The following is an 18467-nucleotide window of genomic DNA, read 5'->3' as shown; positions in this document are numbered from 1 at the left end:
AGTTTTAACTGTAAAAAATAATTTTTTAGGGGAAGAAATATATGTTGATTGATACACATGCGCATATGAACGATGATAGATATAAAGATAATTTAGATGAGATTATAAATTTAATTAAGAAAGAAAAAATGACTATTTTAATTAATCCAGGAGTAGATTTAGAAACATCAATATCAAGTATAGAATTAGCGGAGAAGTATGATTTTATCTATGCAGCAGTTGGATATCACCCTCACGAAGCGAAAGATGCAACAGAAGAAAAAATTGAAAAGTTAGATACGCTAACTGACAATAAAAAAGTAGTTGCAATTGGTGAAATTGGATTAGATTATTATTATGAGTATTCACCTAAAAATATTCAAAAAAAAGTCTTCGAGGCACAGATAGACCTAGCTAAAAAAAGGGATCTACCTATAATTGTTCATAGTAGGGATGCTCATCAAGACACTTATAATATATTGAAAAATAATAGTAATAATCTTAGAGGAGTTCTACATAGTTACAGTGGGAGTTGGGAATTAGCAAAAAGATATTTAGATATAGGTTTTTATATCTCTTTATCTGGGCCTATAACATTTAAAAATGCTCATAAACTGCCTGAGATAGCTGTAAAGGTACCGAAAGATAGAATTTTAATTGAGACAGATAGCCCGTATCTTACACCTGTACCATATCGTGGCAAAACAAATAATCCAATATATGTAAAGTATATTGCTCAAGAAATATGTAAATTAAGAGAGGTAGATATTAAAATATTTATGAATGATATAAAGAAAAATACTTTAGAACTATTTGACAAAATCGTTCTATAAACCACTAGTTAAAACTTAATCAACTAAAAAAACTTTCAAATAAGTATAAAATATATCGATATTGTCAACAATCTTTGTATAATTGAATAGATTTGATAGTATAATAACTAATATGTAACAAAGTTGTAACTGTATTGATACTGAAAGTTGACAAATAAATATATTTAGTATATTATGACGTCGTTGATTAAAAAACTAGGAGGTAAAGTATAATGGACCTGAGTAAAATGAGGATCTTATTAACAAATAAGAAACTTTTATTCATGGGAATAGTCACATTCTTTTTACTGGTAATGATACTAGTCATTAGCTTTGCAGAAAAAAGCATTGTTATAAATCTTGATGATAATAAGGCAGAGCATTCATTTAGAGGGAAGCACACAGTAGGAGAAATTTTGGTTGCCCAAAATATAAGTCTAAGAGAAGAAGATAAAGTTGAGCCTTCATTAGATACAAATATAGTTGACGGAGATGAAATCCACATTGTCAAAGCAGTACCCGTGACCGTCACAGTGGATAGTAAAGAATATAATTTTTTATCATCAGAAAAAGAAGAAGTGAAAATTCTAGAAAATCTTAATATAGAAATTAGAGAACTAGATATTGTTGAATATATCACTGAAGATAACGAAAAATATATTGATATAATAAGAGTAGAAGAAGAATTTGAAACTGATAATATTGTTTTAAAATATAAGTCTCTAGAAAAAAAGAACAATAAATTAGATATTGGTAATTCTAAGATTGTTCAAAGAGGTAGCAATGGAACAAAAGTGATAAAAGAAAAAGTGACATACCACAATGGGGTAGAACATGATAGAGAAGTAGTGGAGGAAAAGATTACTAAAGAACCAATAAACCAAGTTAAAGAAGTGGGAACAAACAATCTTATTGCATCATCCCGCGGTAATCACAAATTTACAAAAACTATCACTGTTGAGGCAACTGCTTATTATGTTGGGCATACTACTGCCTCAGGAACTACACCTAAAGCGAATAGAACTATAGCGGCATCAGCCAATTATTCTTTTGGAACTAAAATGTATATACCAGGGTTTAAAAACTCATCTAATGGTGGAGTGTTCGTTGTAGAAGATAGAGGTGGCGCTATTAAAGGTAATAAAATTGATATATATTTTAATACACGAAGTGAAGCAGTGAATTTTGGAAGAAGAACTATGACAGCATATGTCTTACAGTAAAAAAGCACCCATACGGGTGCTTTTTTACTGTAAGACAAGGTGCCTTTACTAGCATGGATACAATAACCAAACTTTTTATAGGAGGTTTGCTTGTTTCAATCTAATATCATCGCCTACAAATTTTAAAAAGTTGAAATTACCCATTATCCTTGATGTAAGGCGACTATTATACCTATTTTGAAGTTCTTGCAGTGTTAAATTAGTAGAGATTACATTCTTTTTTTTATCCATTAAACGCTTATTAATTAAATTAAATAACTCATTGTTGGCAAAGTCTGTAAGACTTTCTGTTCCTAAGTCATCAATGATTAGTAGTTCGCACTCGTATAGAAAATTTACTATGCTATTTTCACCATTATTATTAAACTTATTTCTCCTAATAGAATCAATCAAATCAGTAGCAGTTTGATATATTACAGAGTGACCTTTATCTAATAATTCTTTTGCTATACAATGAGATAGGTACGTTTTTCCAAGACCAGGTTTACCATATAAGTACAAATTAGTATATTCATTATCAAACTTTTGAACAAAGTTTAAAACTTTGAGAAAAATATTTTGGATATTTAATTTAGGAGAGACTCCAAATTTTTCACTATTGTTATCATACAGGTCAAGATTAAAATTATCGAAATTTTCTATTAATAAAACGGTATCTAAATTAGATTGCTGATAATACTTGTTAATTAAGGATTTTGTAAAACATGAACAAGTATTATTGTTATTAATACCTGTATCTAGGCACAACTCACAATCGTAGCTTATTTCGAGATAACTGGGTAGATAGCCATTATTTATTAAGATGCTTTTTTTTTCAGAAATTAAATCACAAGACATTTTTTCAAATCTCTTAATACTCTGAGAAATATCAAGGTTATTAAAACTTGATAGCTTAGCTAATTCTATTCCTAAATAATTTAATTGGGTAGCAATTTCTTCTAAACGAGGGTGCTTGCTATAGATTTCCTGACGACGTTTATTTAATGCTATTTCCTTTAGAGTCCTATTTTTTTGGAATTCCATAATAGTTTCTTTGTATATATTATCATTCATTATTTTCACTCCACATTTTTTCTTCTAATTTTTTTTCTAATAAATCGTAATCATAGCCACCTAGTGAAGATTTGATTTCTTTACTTTGCTTTCTAGAGATTGTCTTCTTGTCCTCTATGTCTTCTATTTTAGAATATTTTTTATTATTCCATTCAGTTAGTATTTTATCTATATATTTAAAATTAGGCTTGTCTATCGCTAGAGTTTGTTTACAGGCCTCAAATATCATTTCTAAACTCATATTATAATCTGTTAGCCATTTATCCATTATGTTTATCTCTGCTTTAGTAGGTGAACGATTAAAACCCAGATAATTCATGATTTTGTAGTATTGCTCTCTCTTAACTTTATAATCGCTTAAATAGTGCATTACTTCATCATAAGATGTAAGTTTTTTATCATACCAGTTTAGTGCAACTCTATTTAAATAATTAATATCCCGTTTACCTAGGTCAAAGCAGTATTCAACCAATAGAAGAATCATTTCTGGAATAAATAATAAATCGTCAAGCCAGCTTGATATAGTAGAGAGCTCCTTTTGACTTAATGGTCTTCCGTATATAAATTCAACAGCTTTGTACATATCTTGTAATACAGAAGTATCTGGCTCATCTTCATTATTTGGCAAAGTCTTACCTTTGAGCATTAAAGATGATATATGGTAGTACTTAATTATGTAGTTATCCTCTTTTTCTTTTTCAAAAGAGATTATACCCTGATTTTGCCAATACTCCCATGCTTTTTTTACATCGCTTTCTAATATATTTAAGGTTTTTGCTATAATATTATTAGAAATAGAGGAAAGATCGCTATTTCTACAGTATTTTAAGCCTAGCAAATATACTTTTACAAAATCACCTTGTGCATTTGGCATATAATGGTTAATGAAAATATTCTCAACTATACTAACTCCAAGGTCATCATTATTAATTAAAAATTTAAAATTATTCAAGTTGTACACCTTCCTATTTGCGATTTAGCTCAATGTCTGTATAACTTAATTATATCATATTTTGGGTGGTTGTAAGTAGAGTCTGCTTTATCCTACGCAGATTGCTTCGACCGCTTTGCGGTCTCAGTCGTTGGCACTTGTTCATAGAAGTCATTTGTTTTTCTCGTGCAAGAACGGAAAATCATATGACTTCTGCGAACCAATCTGCTGGTTCGGATATTATATCATAAATCGTTGTGACAGTATGTAGAGTATAACTCAATGACATAGATTTAACCTGTAGTTTCGCAGTGACCGTCGTTGTCACTTGCTCCCTTGAAAGGAGTAGCTGATTAAGTTGTTTGCACTTTCCATAGGATTATTGTCATTTTCTTTTTCAAAGGTAGAAAATCATTAACCTAATGTAGTTTATAGTTTCTAGTAATTGGATATAATAATACTTCACTGTTTAATATTTACTATAAGCTAAATAAGATATATAATAAAGTGTAGTAAAAATTTACACTTTAATTACTATATATTTATTTTGTGTTCGTATTAAAATATGATATAATTTTGCGATGAAGCGAGTAACGAAATGAAGGGAAGGTATTATGGAAAGATTTATAATTGAAGGAGGAACTCCTCTACATGGTGAGGTTGTTATTGCCGGAGCGAAGAATGCTGCGTTAGGGTTGATACCTGCTACCATTCTTTCAGAAGGTTTATGTAAAATTGAAAATATTCCAAACATAAAAGACGTCAATAGATTTATTAATATATTAAAAAAATTAGGTATTAAAACTACACAGTTAAATGATAATACTGTAATATTCGATGCTGAGAATATTAAGCAATATGAGATGTTAGATGATGAAACGCGTAAAATGAGAGCGTCATATTATTTACTAGGTGCATTATTAGGTCGGTTTAAGAAAGTTGTTATTCCTTTTCCAGGAGGTTGTGACATAGGCGTGAGACCTATAGATCAACACATTAAAGGGTTTGAGGCTTTAGGTGCTAAAGTAGAGTTGAAACATGGTATTATTAATATCTCGGCAGAGCGCCTTATTGGTGCATCTATCTACTTAGACGTTGTCAGCGTTGGTGCTACAATTAATATTATGTTAGCAGCTGTTAAAGCAGAAGGTGTGACTGTTATAGAAAATGCAGCAAAAGAGCCCCATGTAGTAGATGTAGCAAATTTTCTAAATTTAATGGGTGCTAATATTAAAGGTGCAGGTACAGATGTAATTAAGGTCACAGGCGTAGATAAATTGTATGGTTGTGAATATATGGTTATTCCAGATCAAATTGAAGCAGGTACATATATGGTAGCTGCTGTAGCAACTAAAGGTAATGTGCTTATAAAAAATATTATTCCAAAACACTTAGAATCTATTTCTGCAAAACTCTTGGAAATGGGAGCTCAAATAATTGAGTATGATGATTCTATTAGGGTAATTGGAGAAGAACACTTGAAATCTATAAACGTAAAAACATTACCATATCCTGGATTTCCTACTGATCTTCAACAGCCCATGGCTGTCTTGATGTGTTTAACAGAAGGAACAGGTACAATTACTGAGAGTATCTTTGAAAATAGGTTTAAATATGTAGATGAATTAAGAAGAATGGGAGCAGATATTATTGTTGATGGTAGAGTAGCAGTAATAAATGGAGGGAAGAGTCTTAGTGGAGCTACCTTAAAAGCTACAGACTTAAGAGCTGGAGCAGCAATGGTTATAGCTGGACTAGTTGCTGAAGGTACGACTGAAGTTACAGATTTGAAACATATAGAAAGAGGTTATGAACACTTAGAGAGTAAGTTAAGAAGTTTAGGAGCAAAAATTAGCAAAAGCTCAACTTAAACTACGTTGGAAATACTAAAAACTTTCTAATACTTGATTATTGTTTTTGGAATCCGAAGTTAAGAGATTATACTTATATTAAAGAAGTAACATAAGTAACACTAGCGTACTTGATTTATCTAAGTCACACTAGTGTTATTTATGTATATCGAATTCTAGTTAGATAGATATATTAATCACGGAAAGCTTGAATTAAGCTTGATTTAAGGAACTAAGGATATTATTTAATTATAAATTCTGATATTATTATATAAGATTATTCATTTTAATAGCAATGAAAGTATAAATAAAAGGAGTAATATATGAAATTTTGTAGCTTATATAGTGGTAGTAGCGGAAATTGCTTGTTCTTAGAGGATAACAACACAAAAATACTCATAGATGGAGGAGTAAGTGGGAAAAAAATAGTGGAAAATCTAAAACAAATTGACGTGAAGCCCGAAGAAATAGATGCATTACTAATAACACATGATCATATTGATCATACAAGAGGAGTAGGAATCTTATCTAGACGATATAATATACCGATTTATTCAAACCAAGGAACATGGGATATTGCATCAAAAAGTCTTGGAAAGATAGCAGCAGACAACTGTATAATATTTAAATCAAATAATGAACTGTGTATTAATGGCTTATCTATAATGCCATTTCTGATACATCATGATGCAGGTGAGCCAGTTGGATTTTCTATTACAAATGGTAAACAGAAAATTGGAATTATAACAGATACAGGAGAAGTAACGGAGGGAATATTAAGTAATTTACAAGAGTGTGACTTAGTAATGATTGAATCAAATCATGATGTTCAGATGTTAAAAGTAGGACGATATCCATATTATCTAAAGAAAAGAATTTTAAGCAAAATAGGTCACTTATCAAATGAGGATGCTGCGGAAATTATTTTAAGGCTCGTAAATGAAGGACTTAATAAAGTTATTCTAGCACATTTAAGTGAAGAAAATAACTTTCCAGAATTAGCCTTTGAAACTACAAGTTCATTATTAACTCAGAATAATATAAAGGTTCAAAAAGATGTAGTGCTAGAAGTTGCATCACGATTTAATCCTAGTACATTATTTAGTTTTTAAAAGGAGGCTATTAGCTATGAACGAAAATGGTAATTATAGAGTTTTAAGCTTAATGAAGATATTAGCAGTTGGACTAGTGGGAGCTCTAATAGGTGGAATAATTGTAGGAATTATAGCTATTAATTTTTTTAGGGAAACAAATATTACTCAAGAACAACCTAATGTAAATAATGACTTTATGGAGTCAATTTCAACTTCTGATGATCCACCTACAACTGTAGAAGCGGTTGCGGAGCTTGTGACTCCAACAGTGGTAGGAGTACAAACTGTTGAAATATCACAAGATATGTTTATGCGCGAGCGCACAAGCACTGGGATTGGGTCAGGGTTTATAGTAACACAAGATGGATACATACTCACAAATCATCATGTAGTAACAGAAGACCCCAAAAAAATTACAGTATCATTAAAGGATGGGCGTTCTTTGGAGGCTACAAAAATATGGTCAGATGCTATTTTGGATTTAGCAGTCATCAAAATCGATGCAACTGGGTTACCTGTGGCAATACTTGGAGACTCAGAAAGTTTAGCGGTAGGACAGATGGCTATAGCTATTGGAAATCCATTAGGGTTAACATTTGAAAGAACAGTAACTGCTGGCATAGTTAGTGCGTTAAATAGAAGTATTATTAGTGGGAATACAATTGCCGAAGACTTAATTCAGACAGATGCTTCAATTAATAGCGGAAATAGTGGGGGACCTTTATTGAATAATAGAGGGAATGTTATAGGTATCAATACTTATAAGATTGATAGCGGGGAAGGTATGGGTTTTGCTATACCAATTAATATAGCGAAGCCTATTGTTAATCAGATTATTAATAATGGCGAATTTAAGCCAACTATGATGGGTATAAGCTGTTTAGATAGAGAAATAGCAAGATATTATAGCTCCGACGAAGATATTGACCTAAAAGCGGGAATCTTAATTATGGAAGTCCAACCAGAATCAGGAGCAGAGAAAGCAGGCTTAGTTAAAGATGCTATTATTACTCATATAGATGACATTGAAGTAAATACCATGTTGAAATTAAGAGAAATTATATATAATAAGCTTCCTGGTGAATCAGTACAAGTAAGGTATACTCTCAATGGCAAAACAGAGACTACTAAAGTGACACTGATGGGCGCTGATAAACAGGAAGTAGATACAAGACCATAGGTTAAAGTAGTTAGCTAGTTAGCTTTTGTGAACAAAAAGACAAGTATAATAGACCAGAGTCATCTTTTGGCTCTGTTTTTTATTATCGCGAAGTAAATGAGCCAAGTGGCTGATTGCAGACATTTGGCGACTACCGGGTAACCACGAGAAACTCGCAAAGCGTGTTTCTTGTAGTTGAGTAGGAGCCTGACTTGGTAAGAATATCTATAAAAGTATACGCTAAATCGATCTTAGACATTTGGTAGTAGATGATAACCTTCTTTTAAGAATTGACGGAAAGCTACAAGTATAATAATCGACTTGATAGTATAGTAGAAATCTGTAATATATAATATGTTGAATATTTATCTTAAAAATACTATAATTCTAAGTGAAGTGAAGTGAGGTAGGAGTATGAAAAGAAAAAAGAAAAAAAAAGATAATTATAAAATTGACAATAGACAATTACGGTATGAAGAAGCTAAAAGCGAAGTAAAACGTGTTTTTAGTAAAAATAAATATTTTTGGCTATCAGGATTGTGTGCTTTGTACTTTTTAAAATATTATAATCCAGTATTTGCTTGGTTTGGCGCTTTGGGTGCATTAGGATTTTATAAAAACTCCAATAGACATCTTAGAAAGTTAACGTATATATGTACTTTAGCATTGTTTGGTCTTATTGGGCTATTTGTTAATTAAACAAGATTGTACTTGATTAATGTTAATCAAGCTACTCTAAATATAGTATGAAAAGGAGATTAAAATGAATATTCAAGAATTTAATTACAATCAGAAAATCCTAGAATTTTTTATAATAAAGAAGATAGAAGCAAGAACTTCTAAAAATGAGTCAGTATATATAGACGTAAATCTAGCTGACACCAATAGAGAAGAAATAAATGGAAAGATATGGAGTGCTGTAGAAATAGACTTAAATAAGTTTAAGACTGGAGTTATGGTTAAAGTATCAGGTATGGTTCAAAAATATAATAATAAGAAGCAATTAAATATTGATAAAATTAGATTAGTAGTAGAGTCTGATGAGGTGAATATCGAAGATTATGTAGAAGCTGCTCCAACTTCCTCAGAGTGTATGATAGAAGAAGTAAATGAGTATATAGATAAAATATCTAATGATCAAATTAAAGAATTAACGAGGGTCTTATTTAATAGTAAAGAAGAAAAATTAAAATATTATCCTGCAGCAAAAACGCATCATCATGATATTAAAGGTGGTTTGCTATTTCATATAACCACTATGCTTAATTTAGGTGAAAAAATTAGTGAGTCCTATGGATTTATTAATACAGACTTACTATATAGTGGAGTTATTCTGCACGACCTTTCAAAAGTTGATGAAATTATATCAAATGAATTAGGGATAGTGGAGAATTACTCAACACAAGGAAAATTATTGGGACATATTATTCAAGGCATTAACGAAATAGACAGGGTTGCTAGAGAGCTAGATATTGATGATGAAATTAAGTTATTAATACAACATATGATACTATCTCATCACTATCATCCAGAGTATGGTAGTCCTAAAAAGCCTCTTATACCAGAGGCAGAATTGTTACATTATTTAGACATAGTAGATGCAAGAATGTATGCAATGAATAAACTATTGTCCAATGTGAGTGAAGGTGAATTTTCTGAACGGAGTTTTTCATTAGATGGAAGAAGTATGTATAAAAGTAGCATAAAGAGCGAAGTAGCAACGACATAAGGGTACAGAGAGTATAACACTTTAAAAATGAAGTGAAAATATTAGAAATCACTTGACACTTTACCTTAGTAGACTTATAATATGTCTAATATAATTTAATATAATAAATGCGATGACGAAGAGAAAAGTACCTATAGACTTAACTAAAGAGAGCTAATGAATGGTGGAAATTAGCGTTAGGTTGGTATGCAATACTCACTTCCGAGTATCTTAGCTGAAAAGTACTCTTAGTAGGTTAGGACGGTTTTTACCGATATATAAATAGGGTTGTAGATTAACTTCCGACCTGAAAAGTTGAGTCAGTTTTAAGAAACTGTAAATTAGGGTGGTACCACGATGATTATAAATCCTTCGTCCCTATGAGTATATTTATACTTGTAGGAATGAAGGATTTTTATTATATGATAGTAAGTATAAAATAATTAATCAAATCTTAGGAGGAATTATCAATGAGTAAAATGTATTATGAACAAGATTGTAATTTAGATTATCTTAAAGGAAAAAAAGTAGCCATTATAGGATACGGGAGTCAAGGTCATGCTCATGCTCTTAATTTAAAAGAAAGTGGTGTTGACGTTGTAATTGGATTATATAAAGGAAGCAAATCGTGGTCTATTGCAGAAGAAGCTGGACTTAAAGTAGCTACTACTTCTGAAGCAACGAAAGAATCAGATGTTATTATGATATTAGTAAATGACGAAAAACAACCTTCTTTGTTTAAAGAAGATATTCTACCGAACTTAACAAAAGGAAAATCTATAGTTTTTGCACATGGATTCAACATTCTATATAGTCAAGTTGTTCCACCAACAGATGTAAATGTATTTATGATAGCTCCAAAAGGACCAGGCCATATAGTTAGAAGAATGTATCAAGAAGGAAAAGGAGTTCCTTGTTTAGTAGCAATTCATCAAGATGTTACCGGAGACACTAAAGAAATTGCATTAGCATACGCGGCAGGAATTGGTGGTTCAAGAGCAGGAGTACTAGAAACAACTTTTAAAGAAGAAACAGAAACAGATTTATTTGGAGAGCAAGCTGTTCTTTGTGGGGGAGTTACTGAACTTATGAAGGCTGGATTTGATACTTTAGTCGAAGCAGGGTATCAACCAGAAAGTGCATATTTTGAGTGTGTAAATGAAATGAAACTAATTATCGATTTAATTGCAGAAGGTGGATTTGAAAAAATGAGATATTCAATCAGTGATACTGCTGAATATGGAGATTATAGAATTGGTAGAAGGATTGTAACAGAAGATACTAGAAAAGAAATGAAAAAAGTATTAGAAGAAATTCAAAATGGAACTTTTGCTAAAGAATGGTTGAGCGAGAATAATGTTAATAGACCATATTTTAACTCTATGAGAAGAATTGAAAGTGATCACTTAGTAGAAAAAGTTGGCAAGAAATTAAGAAGCATGATGCCTTGGCTTAAAGCAAAAAATTAAGGAGATGAAATAAATGAGCAGCGAAGATGTAAAAAGTGGATTTCAAAAATCACCACATAGATCTCTATTTAAAGCCAGCGGATATACCGATGAGGAACTGAGAAAACCGTTAATTGGAATAGCAAATTCATTTAATGAGATAGTACCAGGACATGTGGAACTTAGAACTATTGCAGAGGCTGCCAAAAAAGGGGTGATCATGGCTGGGGGAACCCCCATGGAATTTCCTTTTATAGCAGTATGTGATGGCATAAGTATGAATCATATTGGAATGAAGTATTCACTTCCTAGTAGGGAGTTAATAGCTGATAGCATTGAGATTATGGTAAAAGCGCATGGATTAGATGGTATTGTATTAATACCTAATTGTGATAAGACAGTGCCTGCCGTGTTAATGGCAGCAGCTAGATTAAATATACCTGCTATAGTAGTTAGTGGTGGACCAATGCTTGCTGGTAAATACAAAGGGAATAAAGTAGATCTTATAACTGTTTTTGAAGGCGTTGGAGCGGTTAGTAACAAGGATATGAAAGAAGAAGAACTGATAGAATTAGAGAATTCAGCATGTCCAACATGTGGTTCTTGTGCTGGTATGTTTACTGCTAATTCTATGAATTGTATGACTGAAGTTCTAGGAATGGCTTTGCCTGGTAATGGGACTATACCTAGTGTATATGCTGATAGAAAAAGGTTGGCCAAATTATCAGGTATGAAGATAATGGAGCTTGTAAAGAACGATATCAAACCAAGAGATATTTTAAATGATAAAGCTTTTGAAAATGCACTTACTGCTGATATGGCTTTAGGATGCTCAACAAATACTGTTTTGCATCTAACAGCGATTGCCCACGAGGCAAAAGTAGAATTTGACTTAGATAAAATAAATGAAATAAGTCAAAAAACACCAAATCTATGTAGATTAAGTCCTGCAGGACCGAACCATATAGAAAATCTACATGAAGCAGGTGGTATAATGGCTGTTTTGAATGAGCTTAGCAAGAAAAATCTGTTAAACCTAGAGGCTTTAACTGTTAGCGGTCTCACAATTGGCGAACAGATCAAAGGTAAAGAAAAAGTTGGTAATGATATAATTGCAGATATCGAACAACCCTATAGTGAAACAGGTGGGATACGTGTTCTTAGAGGTAATATTGCTCCAGACGGAGCAGTAGTAAAACAATCTGCTGTAGCAAAAGAAATGATGTGTAAACAAACAGTAGCTAGAGTTTTTGATTGTGAAGAAGACGCATCTGCAGCTATCTTTGATGGCAAAATCAATAAAGGGGATTGTATCGTCATTCGATTTGAAGGTCCTAAAGGTGGTCCTGGAATGAGAGAAATGCTTGCTCCAACAGCAGCGCTGGCTGGAATGGGGTTAGATAAAGACGTTGCACTTATCACCGATGGTAGATTTTCTGGTGGGACAAGAGGTGCAGCAATTGGACATGTTTCTCCTGAGGCATGTGAAGGTGGCCCTATAGCTTTAGTTGAAAATGGAGACAGAATAAATATTGATATTATTAATGGAACCCTAAATATGGAAGTAAACGATGATGAATTAGAAGAAAGAAGAAAAAGATTAGTAATAAAACTGCCAGAAGTAGAGGGAGCTTTGAAAAAATACCGTGATAGCGTGTCTTCTGCATCTACAGGAGCTGTGCATAACTAATTTTATGAGAAATACTACAAATAAATATAGATAAAAAAGTTGGGGAACTGAGTGAATAGGTAAAAACTATTGGGTAGGACATTAGCACATCTGGATTTTAAGGGGGAACATATTATGGGTATAATGAGTGGAGCTCAAATATTATTAGAGTGTCTAAAGAAGCAAGATGTAGATACTATTTTTGGATATCCTGGTGGAGCAGTAATACCTTTATTCGATGCGTTGTATGATGAACAAGAGCACTTCAAGATATATAGAACTGCTCATGAACAAGGTGCTGCCCATGCAGCAGATGGATACTCTAGAACTACTGGCAAAACAGGAGTGTGCATGGTTACGTCAGGACCCGGTGCTACAAATACAGTTACAGGAATTGCTACAGCATATATGGATTCTGTCCCTATGGTAGTAATTACTGGTCAAGTTGGAAATGCACTACTTGGAAAAGATTCATTCCAAGAAATAGATATAACTGGTGTGACCATGCCTATAACAAAACATAATATTCTGGTAAGAAGTATTGACGATATAGAAGGTGCTGTTATTAGGGCTTTTGATATAGCTAATTCAGATAGACCCGGACCTGTACTAATTGATATTCCTAAAGATGTATTTATGACTAAGATTGATTTTAAACCCAGAAGTATAGTACAAAATAATGGTACCGAGAAAGTTATAGAAGAAGAAGATGCTTTAATTGTTGCAACCTTAATTAATGATTCAAAACGACCTGTTATATATGCTGGTGGAGGAGTCAAAATTTCTAAAGCGTCGCAGGTAATGGTCGAATTAGCTGAAAAGGCTGGTATACCAGTAGTAAATACTCTGATGGGATTATCTACTATAGACCGTAAGGCTCCCCTATCATTGGGATTAGTAGGAATGCATGGATTTAAAGAAGCAAATTTAGCAGTGACACAATGCGACCTATTTATAGCTATAGGAGCTAGGTTTAGCGATAGAGTAATAGGAAAAAAAGATAGGTTTGCTCCAAATGCAAAGATAATCCATTTTGACATTGATAATACCGAGATAGATAAAAATATGATCACATATTTATCCTATATATGTGATATTAAAGGTTCTCTTGAAAAGGTAATTGAAAAAGTAGAGATAAATAGTCGGCAGGATTGGAACTCAACTATTAACCAATGGAAAATGCCAGTTGCCTGTAGCGATAGAGACTTCGTCGCGAAGAATATTATTGAGACCATTAATAAAAAATATGATGAAGAAGCTATCATTGTAACTGATGTTGGGCAACATCAAATGTGGACAGCTCAATACTGGAATTTTAATCAACAAACAAACTTCGTTACATCGGGTGGTCTTGGAACTATGGGTTTTGGTATAGGAGCGTCTATTGGGAGTAAGATTGGCAATCCAGGAAAACCAGTTATTTTATTCATCGGAGATGGTGGATTTAGAATGACCTGTAATGAGTTATTAACTATTGCAGAGTATAAGATACCCATTCTTATAGTACTAGTTAACAATAGTACATTAGGTATGGTAAGACAATGGCAAAAAATGTTTAGTCAAAAAAGATATATGGCAACAGATAATTCAGATATATTAGATTATATATGTTTGGCTAAAGCATATGGCATAAAAGCTAAAAAAGTTGATAATTTAGATGATCTTGAAGATTTTGTCGATAATTTAGGAGAATTGTCTAGTCCGATATTATTAGAATGTAAAGTAGACAAAGATGATTGTGTACTGCCAATTGTGCCTCCAGGAGAGGCCATAGAAGATTTCATAGCAGACCAGTATTAGATATGACCACATCAAAAATCCTATAAATGCTGGAGAATAGAGAACATCTGAAGGTGGGCAAGGTGAGATAGTAAATATGTAATGTGAAATCAATCCAGCGGCAGATTAGTTTGGAAATTTAAAAGTTAAGGAAAAACGGGTGAGACACATGAATGAAAAGATTCATATATTCGATTCATCCCTACGGGATGGAGCCCAGGGAAGTGGAATTTCCTATTCCCTAGAAGATAAGATAAAGATTACAAAACAACTAGATCATTTAGGTATAGATTATATAGAAGCAGGTAATCCAGGATCCAACTTAAAAGATCGAGAATATTTTGATGTAATAAATAAGTATCCGTTTAAAAATGCGACTTTAGTAGCTTTTGGTAGTACAAGGAGAAAAGACACGGATGTAGTTAAAGATAAAAATGTACAGGATCTTTTATCTGCCAATACGAAAGCTATTAGCATATTTGGAAAGAGTTGGGATTTCCATGTTAAAAACGTAATAATGACTACATTAGAAGAAAATATAAAGATGATTTATGATACTATAAAATACCTTAAAAGCCAAGGAAGAGAAGTTATATACGATGCAGAACATTTTTTTGATGGATTTAAGTCTAATTCCACATATGCGTTAGAAACTTTAAAAGCTGCTGAGTCAGCAGGGGCGGATTGTCTAGTGCTATGCGACACTAATGGTGGAACTCTGTCTGATGATGTCTATGATATTACAAAGCAATTATTATTAAATTTAACTTGTGATTTAGGTATTCATTGTCACAATGATATAGGAGTTGGAGTTGCTAGTTCGCTTATGGCAGTAAAAGCTGGGGCGAGACATGTCCAAGGTACTTTTCTAGGCATTGGGGAAAGAACAGGAAATGCGAATCTTTCTACGATAATACCGAATTTACAAATTAAGATGGGATATAAATGCATAGAAGATAAGATGATGAGTGAGTTAACGCCGTCAGCTAGGTATATTGCAGAAGTCTCAAATATTACACTAGATCATTCCATGCCATATGTGGGAGTAAATGCTTTTGCCCATAAAGGTGGGATGCATATTGATGGTATTATAAAGGAAAAGAGCTCATTTGAACATATAGATCCAGTAAAAGTAGGCAATGATAGAAAATTCTTGATGTCAGAAGTTTCTGGTAAAAATATGGTTATAAATATGATAAATAAAATTGACTCATCTATAACAAAAAACTCTACTGAAACTAAGGAAATTGTGGAAATATTAAAGAGTTTAGAAAACCAAGGGTACCAGTTTGAGGGCGCTGAAGCTTCTTTTGAATTAGTAATTAGAAAACACTTAGGACTTTATAAACCATTTTTTAGTTTAGAATATTATAAGATAATAGAAGAAGAAGCAGGTAGGAAAGATGGTTGTACTGCTTCTGCTATGATAAAAGTTATGGTTAATGGTAAATCAGAAATAACCGCTGCAGAAGGAAATGGACCAGTAAATGCGATCGACAAAGCCATAAGAAAAGCACTAGGGCTATTTTATGGAAAATTAAAAGATTTCCATTTATCAGACTATAAGGTAAGAGTATTAGATGGGACAAATACTGCAGCAAAAGTAAGAGTACTGATAGAATCTACAAATGGCGAGGATTATTGGACAACTGTGGGAGTTTCTACAAATATTATTGAAGCAAGTGTAAATGCATTAGTAGATTCAATAGAATATAAATTAACTAAAGATATAGAAACTCGAGAAAAATAAAGTGAAACTCTATGCAGAAGGGGTTTTCTTCATCCCTCACTTATCTTTTTTATCATCTTAAAATCTTGAAGCGGGCGCAATACCCGGTTTGTCTAACCTGAAAGGTTAAAGAAATTGAATGGTATTGCCCCTATCAGGGTTGGCGAGGCTTGTAGCGACTGAAAGAAGCTAGAAGCCCGCAACCTAAGACGGGAGTCTTAGTGCTTGTTAATGTGGGGATAAAGGTGGCGACATCAAATAGGGTATAGTTTGATTTTTAAGGTAGAATAACTTTAGGAAAAGGTAGATAACATCGATACTAGTATATAACAAGAGTATATAAATGCTGAGCATAGGAGGAATATGATGGAGTATAATATAGCAGTAATAAAAGGTGACGGAATAGGGCCTGAAGTTGTAGATGCGGCAATTGAAGTTTTAAATGAAATAGGGAAAAAATACAAGCATAATTTTAAATACGAGGAAGTTTTAGCAGGTGGAGTGGCTTATGATGTTTACAATAATCCATTACCTGAAGAAACTCTAGAAATATGTAGAAATAGTGATGCTGTAATACTTGGGGCTGTAGGCGGACCTAAGTGGGATGATCTACCAGGAGATAAAAGACCAGAAGCTGCATTGTTAGGTTTGAGAAAAGGACTAGGACTCTATGCAAACTTAAGACCTGCAATATTATTTGAAGCACTATCTGACGCATGCCCATTAAAACCGGAGATCATAGGAGAGGGATTAGATATTTGTGTGGTAAGAGAATTAACAGGCGGTATTTATTTCGGTGATCGAGGGTATAAAGAAACTGAAATGGGTATGGCTGCATATGATATTATGATCTACTCAAAACAAGAAATAGAGAGAATAGCAAAAGTGGCATTTAACATGGCTCAAAAAAGGAGCAAAATTCTAACTAGTGTAGATAAAGCTAATATTTTAGAGAGTTCGCGTCTTTGGAGAAAAACAGTAGAAGAGGTTGCTAAAGACTATCCAGATGTAACCCTTAATCATATGTACGTAGATAATGCAGCAATGCAGCTAGTGAGATATCCACAACAATTTGATGTAATTGTAACAGAAAACATGTTTGGAGATATTTTATCAGATGAAGCAAGTATGATAACGGGGTCTATTGGAATGTTACCTTCAGCTAGTCTAGGAGAAAATAATAAGGGTATGTATGAACCAGTACATGGATCAGCACCTGATATAGCAGGGCAAGGAAAAGCAAATCCTATAGCAACAATTATGTCAATTGCTATGATGCTGAAGTATTCATTTAATTTAAGTGAAGAATCAGAAAATATAGAGTTTGCAGTTAAAAAAGCTCTTGATGAGGGACATAGAACTTTAGATATAGTGTCTAAAGGGGATAATGCATTAGGAACTAAAGAGATGACACAAGTGATACTTAAGAATATTTAACAACAAATATTACAATGAAGAATCCTCATAATCCGATTATGAGGATTCTTAAAACTTTAATGTTTGCTATTGGACAGAATATACATTGATAAAGATGAGTACAATCATATGGGAAAAATTACTATCAATAACAGTGTTGACAATGTTAAGAAGAGAGTCTATAATAAGAAATCCACTAACAAGTTGTTCTGAAGAATAGAAATTTAATAGTGGAAAGCTAAAATTGCATGTTTAGTATTTGATTATAAAGGGTATAAATTATAATGACGATAAATGAAAAAAACAGTTGACAAAATTGATGAATTGCACTAGAATAGTAAGAGTCGCTCCGAGAGAAGCGGACAAGGCTAGGAAGTAAGCATTGTAGATATAAGGAAGAACAACATAGGTATTTGAAAATAGAATAGTGCACACAACCTAAACAAAATAGTATAAGACTTACGATGAAAGTTGTAAGCAACAAAGCAACAAAAGTAATGCCAGCAAAATTAGTTTTAATTTGAGAGTTTGATCCTGGCTCAGGACGAACGCTGGCGGCGTGCCTAACACATGCAAGTCGAACGAGTTACTTAAGCTTGCTTAAGTAATTAGTGGCG

General features: G+C 32.8%; 14 protein-coding genes, 1 rRNA gene and 1 other annotated feature. Of the genes, 13 read left to right on the top strand and 2 right to left on the bottom strand.

Going from position 1 to position 18467, the window contains the following annotated elements; genetic code table 11:
• Positions 1-41: 41 nt before the first annotated feature.
• Together GC105_RS05735 and GC105_RS05730 are read left to right on the top strand one after the other, a co-directional pair.
• Positions 42-812 carry a TatD family hydrolase gene (locus GC105_RS05735; protein ID WP_152802632.1) on the top strand — a complete coding sequence of 257 codons (771 nt, stop codon included), beginning with the start codon at positions 42-44 and terminating at the stop codon, positions 810-812.
• 212 nt (positions 813-1024) lie between these two features.
• Positions 1025-2014 (top strand): resuscitation-promoting factor, encoded by a 990-nt coding sequence (locus GC105_RS05730; RefSeq protein WP_152802630.1) that lies wholly within the window; start codon positions 1025-1027, stop codon positions 2012-2014.
• A gap of 75 nt (positions 2015-2089) precedes the next feature.
• On the opposite strand, the gene GC105_RS05725 is transcribed toward GC105_RS05730, so the two are convergent.
• The gene (locus GC105_RS05725; RefSeq protein WP_152802628.1) at positions 2090-3067 is read right to left on the bottom strand and encodes an ATP-binding protein; all 978 of its coding nucleotides are present in this window, start codon (positions 3065-3067) and stop codon (positions 2090-2092) included.
• Positions 3060-4019: a DnaD domain protein gene (locus tag GC105_RS05720; RefSeq protein ID WP_152802626.1), complete on the bottom strand. Its 960-nt coding sequence runs from the start codon at positions 4017-4019 to the stop codon at positions 3060-3062. The genes GC105_RS05725 and GC105_RS05720 overlap by 8 nt, the downstream gene beginning before the upstream one ends.
• 593 nt (positions 4020-4612) lie before the next feature.
• Here GC105_RS05720 and GC105_RS05715 point away from each other — a divergent pair.
• The 11 genes from GC105_RS05715 to GC105_RS05665 form a co-directional block, all read left to right on the top strand.
• Positions 4613-5869, top strand: coding sequence for a UDP-N-acetylglucosamine 1-carboxyvinyltransferase (locus GC105_RS05715; protein WP_152802624.1), 1257 nt, complete (start codon positions 4613-4615; stop codon positions 5867-5869).
• Positions 5870-6171: 302 nt separating this feature from the next.
• A complete protein-coding gene (locus GC105_RS05710) occupies positions 6172-6960 on the top strand; it encodes an MBL fold metallo-hydrolase (protein ID WP_152802622.1) in 789 nt (262 codons plus the stop codon).
• A gap of 16 nt (positions 6961-6976) precedes the next feature.
• Positions 6977-8122, top strand: a complete 1146-nt coding sequence (locus tag GC105_RS05705) for a S1C family serine protease (protein WP_246169740.1) — start codon at positions 6977-6979, stop codon at positions 8120-8122.
• A 393-nt stretch (positions 8123-8515) separates the two neighbouring features.
• Positions 8516-8800: a hypothetical protein gene (locus GC105_RS05700; protein ID WP_152802620.1), complete on the top strand. Its 285-nt coding sequence runs from the start codon at positions 8516-8518 to the stop codon at positions 8798-8800.
• 64 nt (positions 8801-8864) lie between these two features.
• Entirely contained in the window at positions 8865-9830 is a 966-nt protein-coding gene (locus tag GC105_RS05695; RefSeq protein ID WP_152802618.1) for a 3'-5' exoribonuclease YhaM family protein, read from the top strand.
• Positions 9831-9933: 103 nt separating this feature from the next.
• Positions 9934-10192: a binding site (T-box leader), on the top strand.
• Positions 10193-10279: 87 nt separating this feature from the next.
• Complete coding sequence (ilvC, locus tag GC105_RS05690) at positions 10280-11278, top strand: ketol-acid reductoisomerase (protein ID WP_152802617.1); 999 nt, start codon at positions 10280-10282, stop codon at positions 11276-11278.
• A gap of 13 nt (positions 11279-11291) precedes the next feature.
• Complete coding sequence (gene ilvD, locus GC105_RS05685; protein WP_152802615.1) at positions 11292-12947, top strand: dihydroxy-acid dehydratase; 1656 nt, start codon at positions 11292-11294, stop codon at positions 12945-12947.
• A 114-nt stretch (positions 12948-13061) separates the two neighbouring features.
• Entirely contained in the window at positions 13062-14726 is a 1665-nt protein-coding gene (ilvB, locus tag GC105_RS05680; RefSeq protein WP_343029966.1) for a biosynthetic-type acetolactate synthase large subunit, read from the top strand.
• A gap of 148 nt (positions 14727-14874) precedes the next feature.
• Positions 14875-16455, top strand: coding sequence for a citramalate synthase (gene cimA / locus GC105_RS05675; protein WP_152802613.1), 1581 nt, complete (start codon positions 14875-14877; stop codon positions 16453-16455).
• A gap of 345 nt (positions 16456-16800) precedes the next feature.
• On the top strand, positions 16801-17871 hold the full coding sequence (leuB, locus tag GC105_RS05670; protein WP_343029965.1) for a 3-isopropylmalate dehydrogenase: 1071 nt from the start codon (positions 16801-16803) through the stop codon (positions 17869-17871).
• Between the two features lie 495 nt (positions 17872-18366).
• Positions 18367-18467, top strand: a 16S ribosomal RNA gene (locus tag GC105_RS05665); the annotation flags it as partial.

It is taken from the genome of Alkalibaculum sporogenes (assembly GCF_009362815.1).
Lineage (GTDB): Bacteria > Bacillota > Clostridia > Eubacteriales > Alkalibacteraceae > Alkalibaculum_A > Alkalibaculum_A sporogenes.
The sequence above is the reverse complement of the archived record's forward strand: the minus strand, read 5'-3'. Positions and strand labels throughout refer to the sequence as shown.

What these genes read in the sequence shown, in the direction of transcription:
- GC105_RS05695 (WP_152802618.1), top strand. Translation starts at nt 8,865, where the DNA reads ATGAATATTCAAGAATTTAATTACAATCAGAAAATCCTAGAATTTTTT.
- ilvB (WP_343029966.1), top strand. Translation starts at nt 13,062, where the DNA reads ATGGGTATAATGAGTGGAGCTCAAATATTATTAGAGTGTCTAAAGAAG.
- GC105_RS05705 (WP_246169740.1), top strand. Translation starts at nt 6,977, where the DNA reads ATGAACGAAAATGGTAATTATAGAGTTTTAAGCTTAATGAAGATATTA.
- GC105_RS05730 (WP_152802630.1), top strand. Translation starts at nt 1,025, where the DNA reads ATGGACCTGAGTAAAATGAGGATCTTATTAACAAATAAGAAACTTTTA.
- ilvC (WP_152802617.1), top strand. Translation starts at nt 10,280, where the DNA reads ATGAGTAAAATGTATTATGAACAAGATTGTAATTTAGATTATCTTAAA.
- GC105_RS05735 (WP_152802632.1), top strand. Translation starts at nt 42, where the DNA reads ATGTTGATTGATACACATGCGCATATGAACGATGATAGATATAAAGAT.
- leuB (WP_343029965.1), top strand. Translation starts at nt 16,801, where the DNA reads ATGGAGTATAATATAGCAGTAATAAAAGGTGACGGAATAGGGCCTGAA.
- ilvD (WP_152802615.1), top strand. Translation starts at nt 11,292, where the DNA reads ATGAGCAGCGAAGATGTAAAAAGTGGATTTCAAAAATCACCACATAGA.
- GC105_RS05700 (WP_152802620.1), top strand. Translation starts at nt 8,516, where the DNA reads ATGAAAAGAAAAAAGAAAAAAAAAGATAATTATAAAATTGACAATAGA.
- cimA (WP_152802613.1), top strand. Translation starts at nt 14,875, where the DNA reads ATGAATGAAAAGATTCATATATTCGATTCATCCCTACGGGATGGAGCC.
- GC105_RS05710 (WP_152802622.1), top strand. Translation starts at nt 6,172, where the DNA reads ATGAAATTTTGTAGCTTATATAGTGGTAGTAGCGGAAATTGCTTGTTC.
- GC105_RS05725 (WP_152802628.1), bottom strand. Translation starts at nt 3,067, where the DNA reads ATGAATGATAATATATACAAAGAAACTATTATGGAATTCCAAAAAAAT.
- GC105_RS05715 (WP_152802624.1), top strand. Translation starts at nt 4,613, where the DNA reads ATGGAAAGATTTATAATTGAAGGAGGAACTCCTCTACATGGTGAGGTT.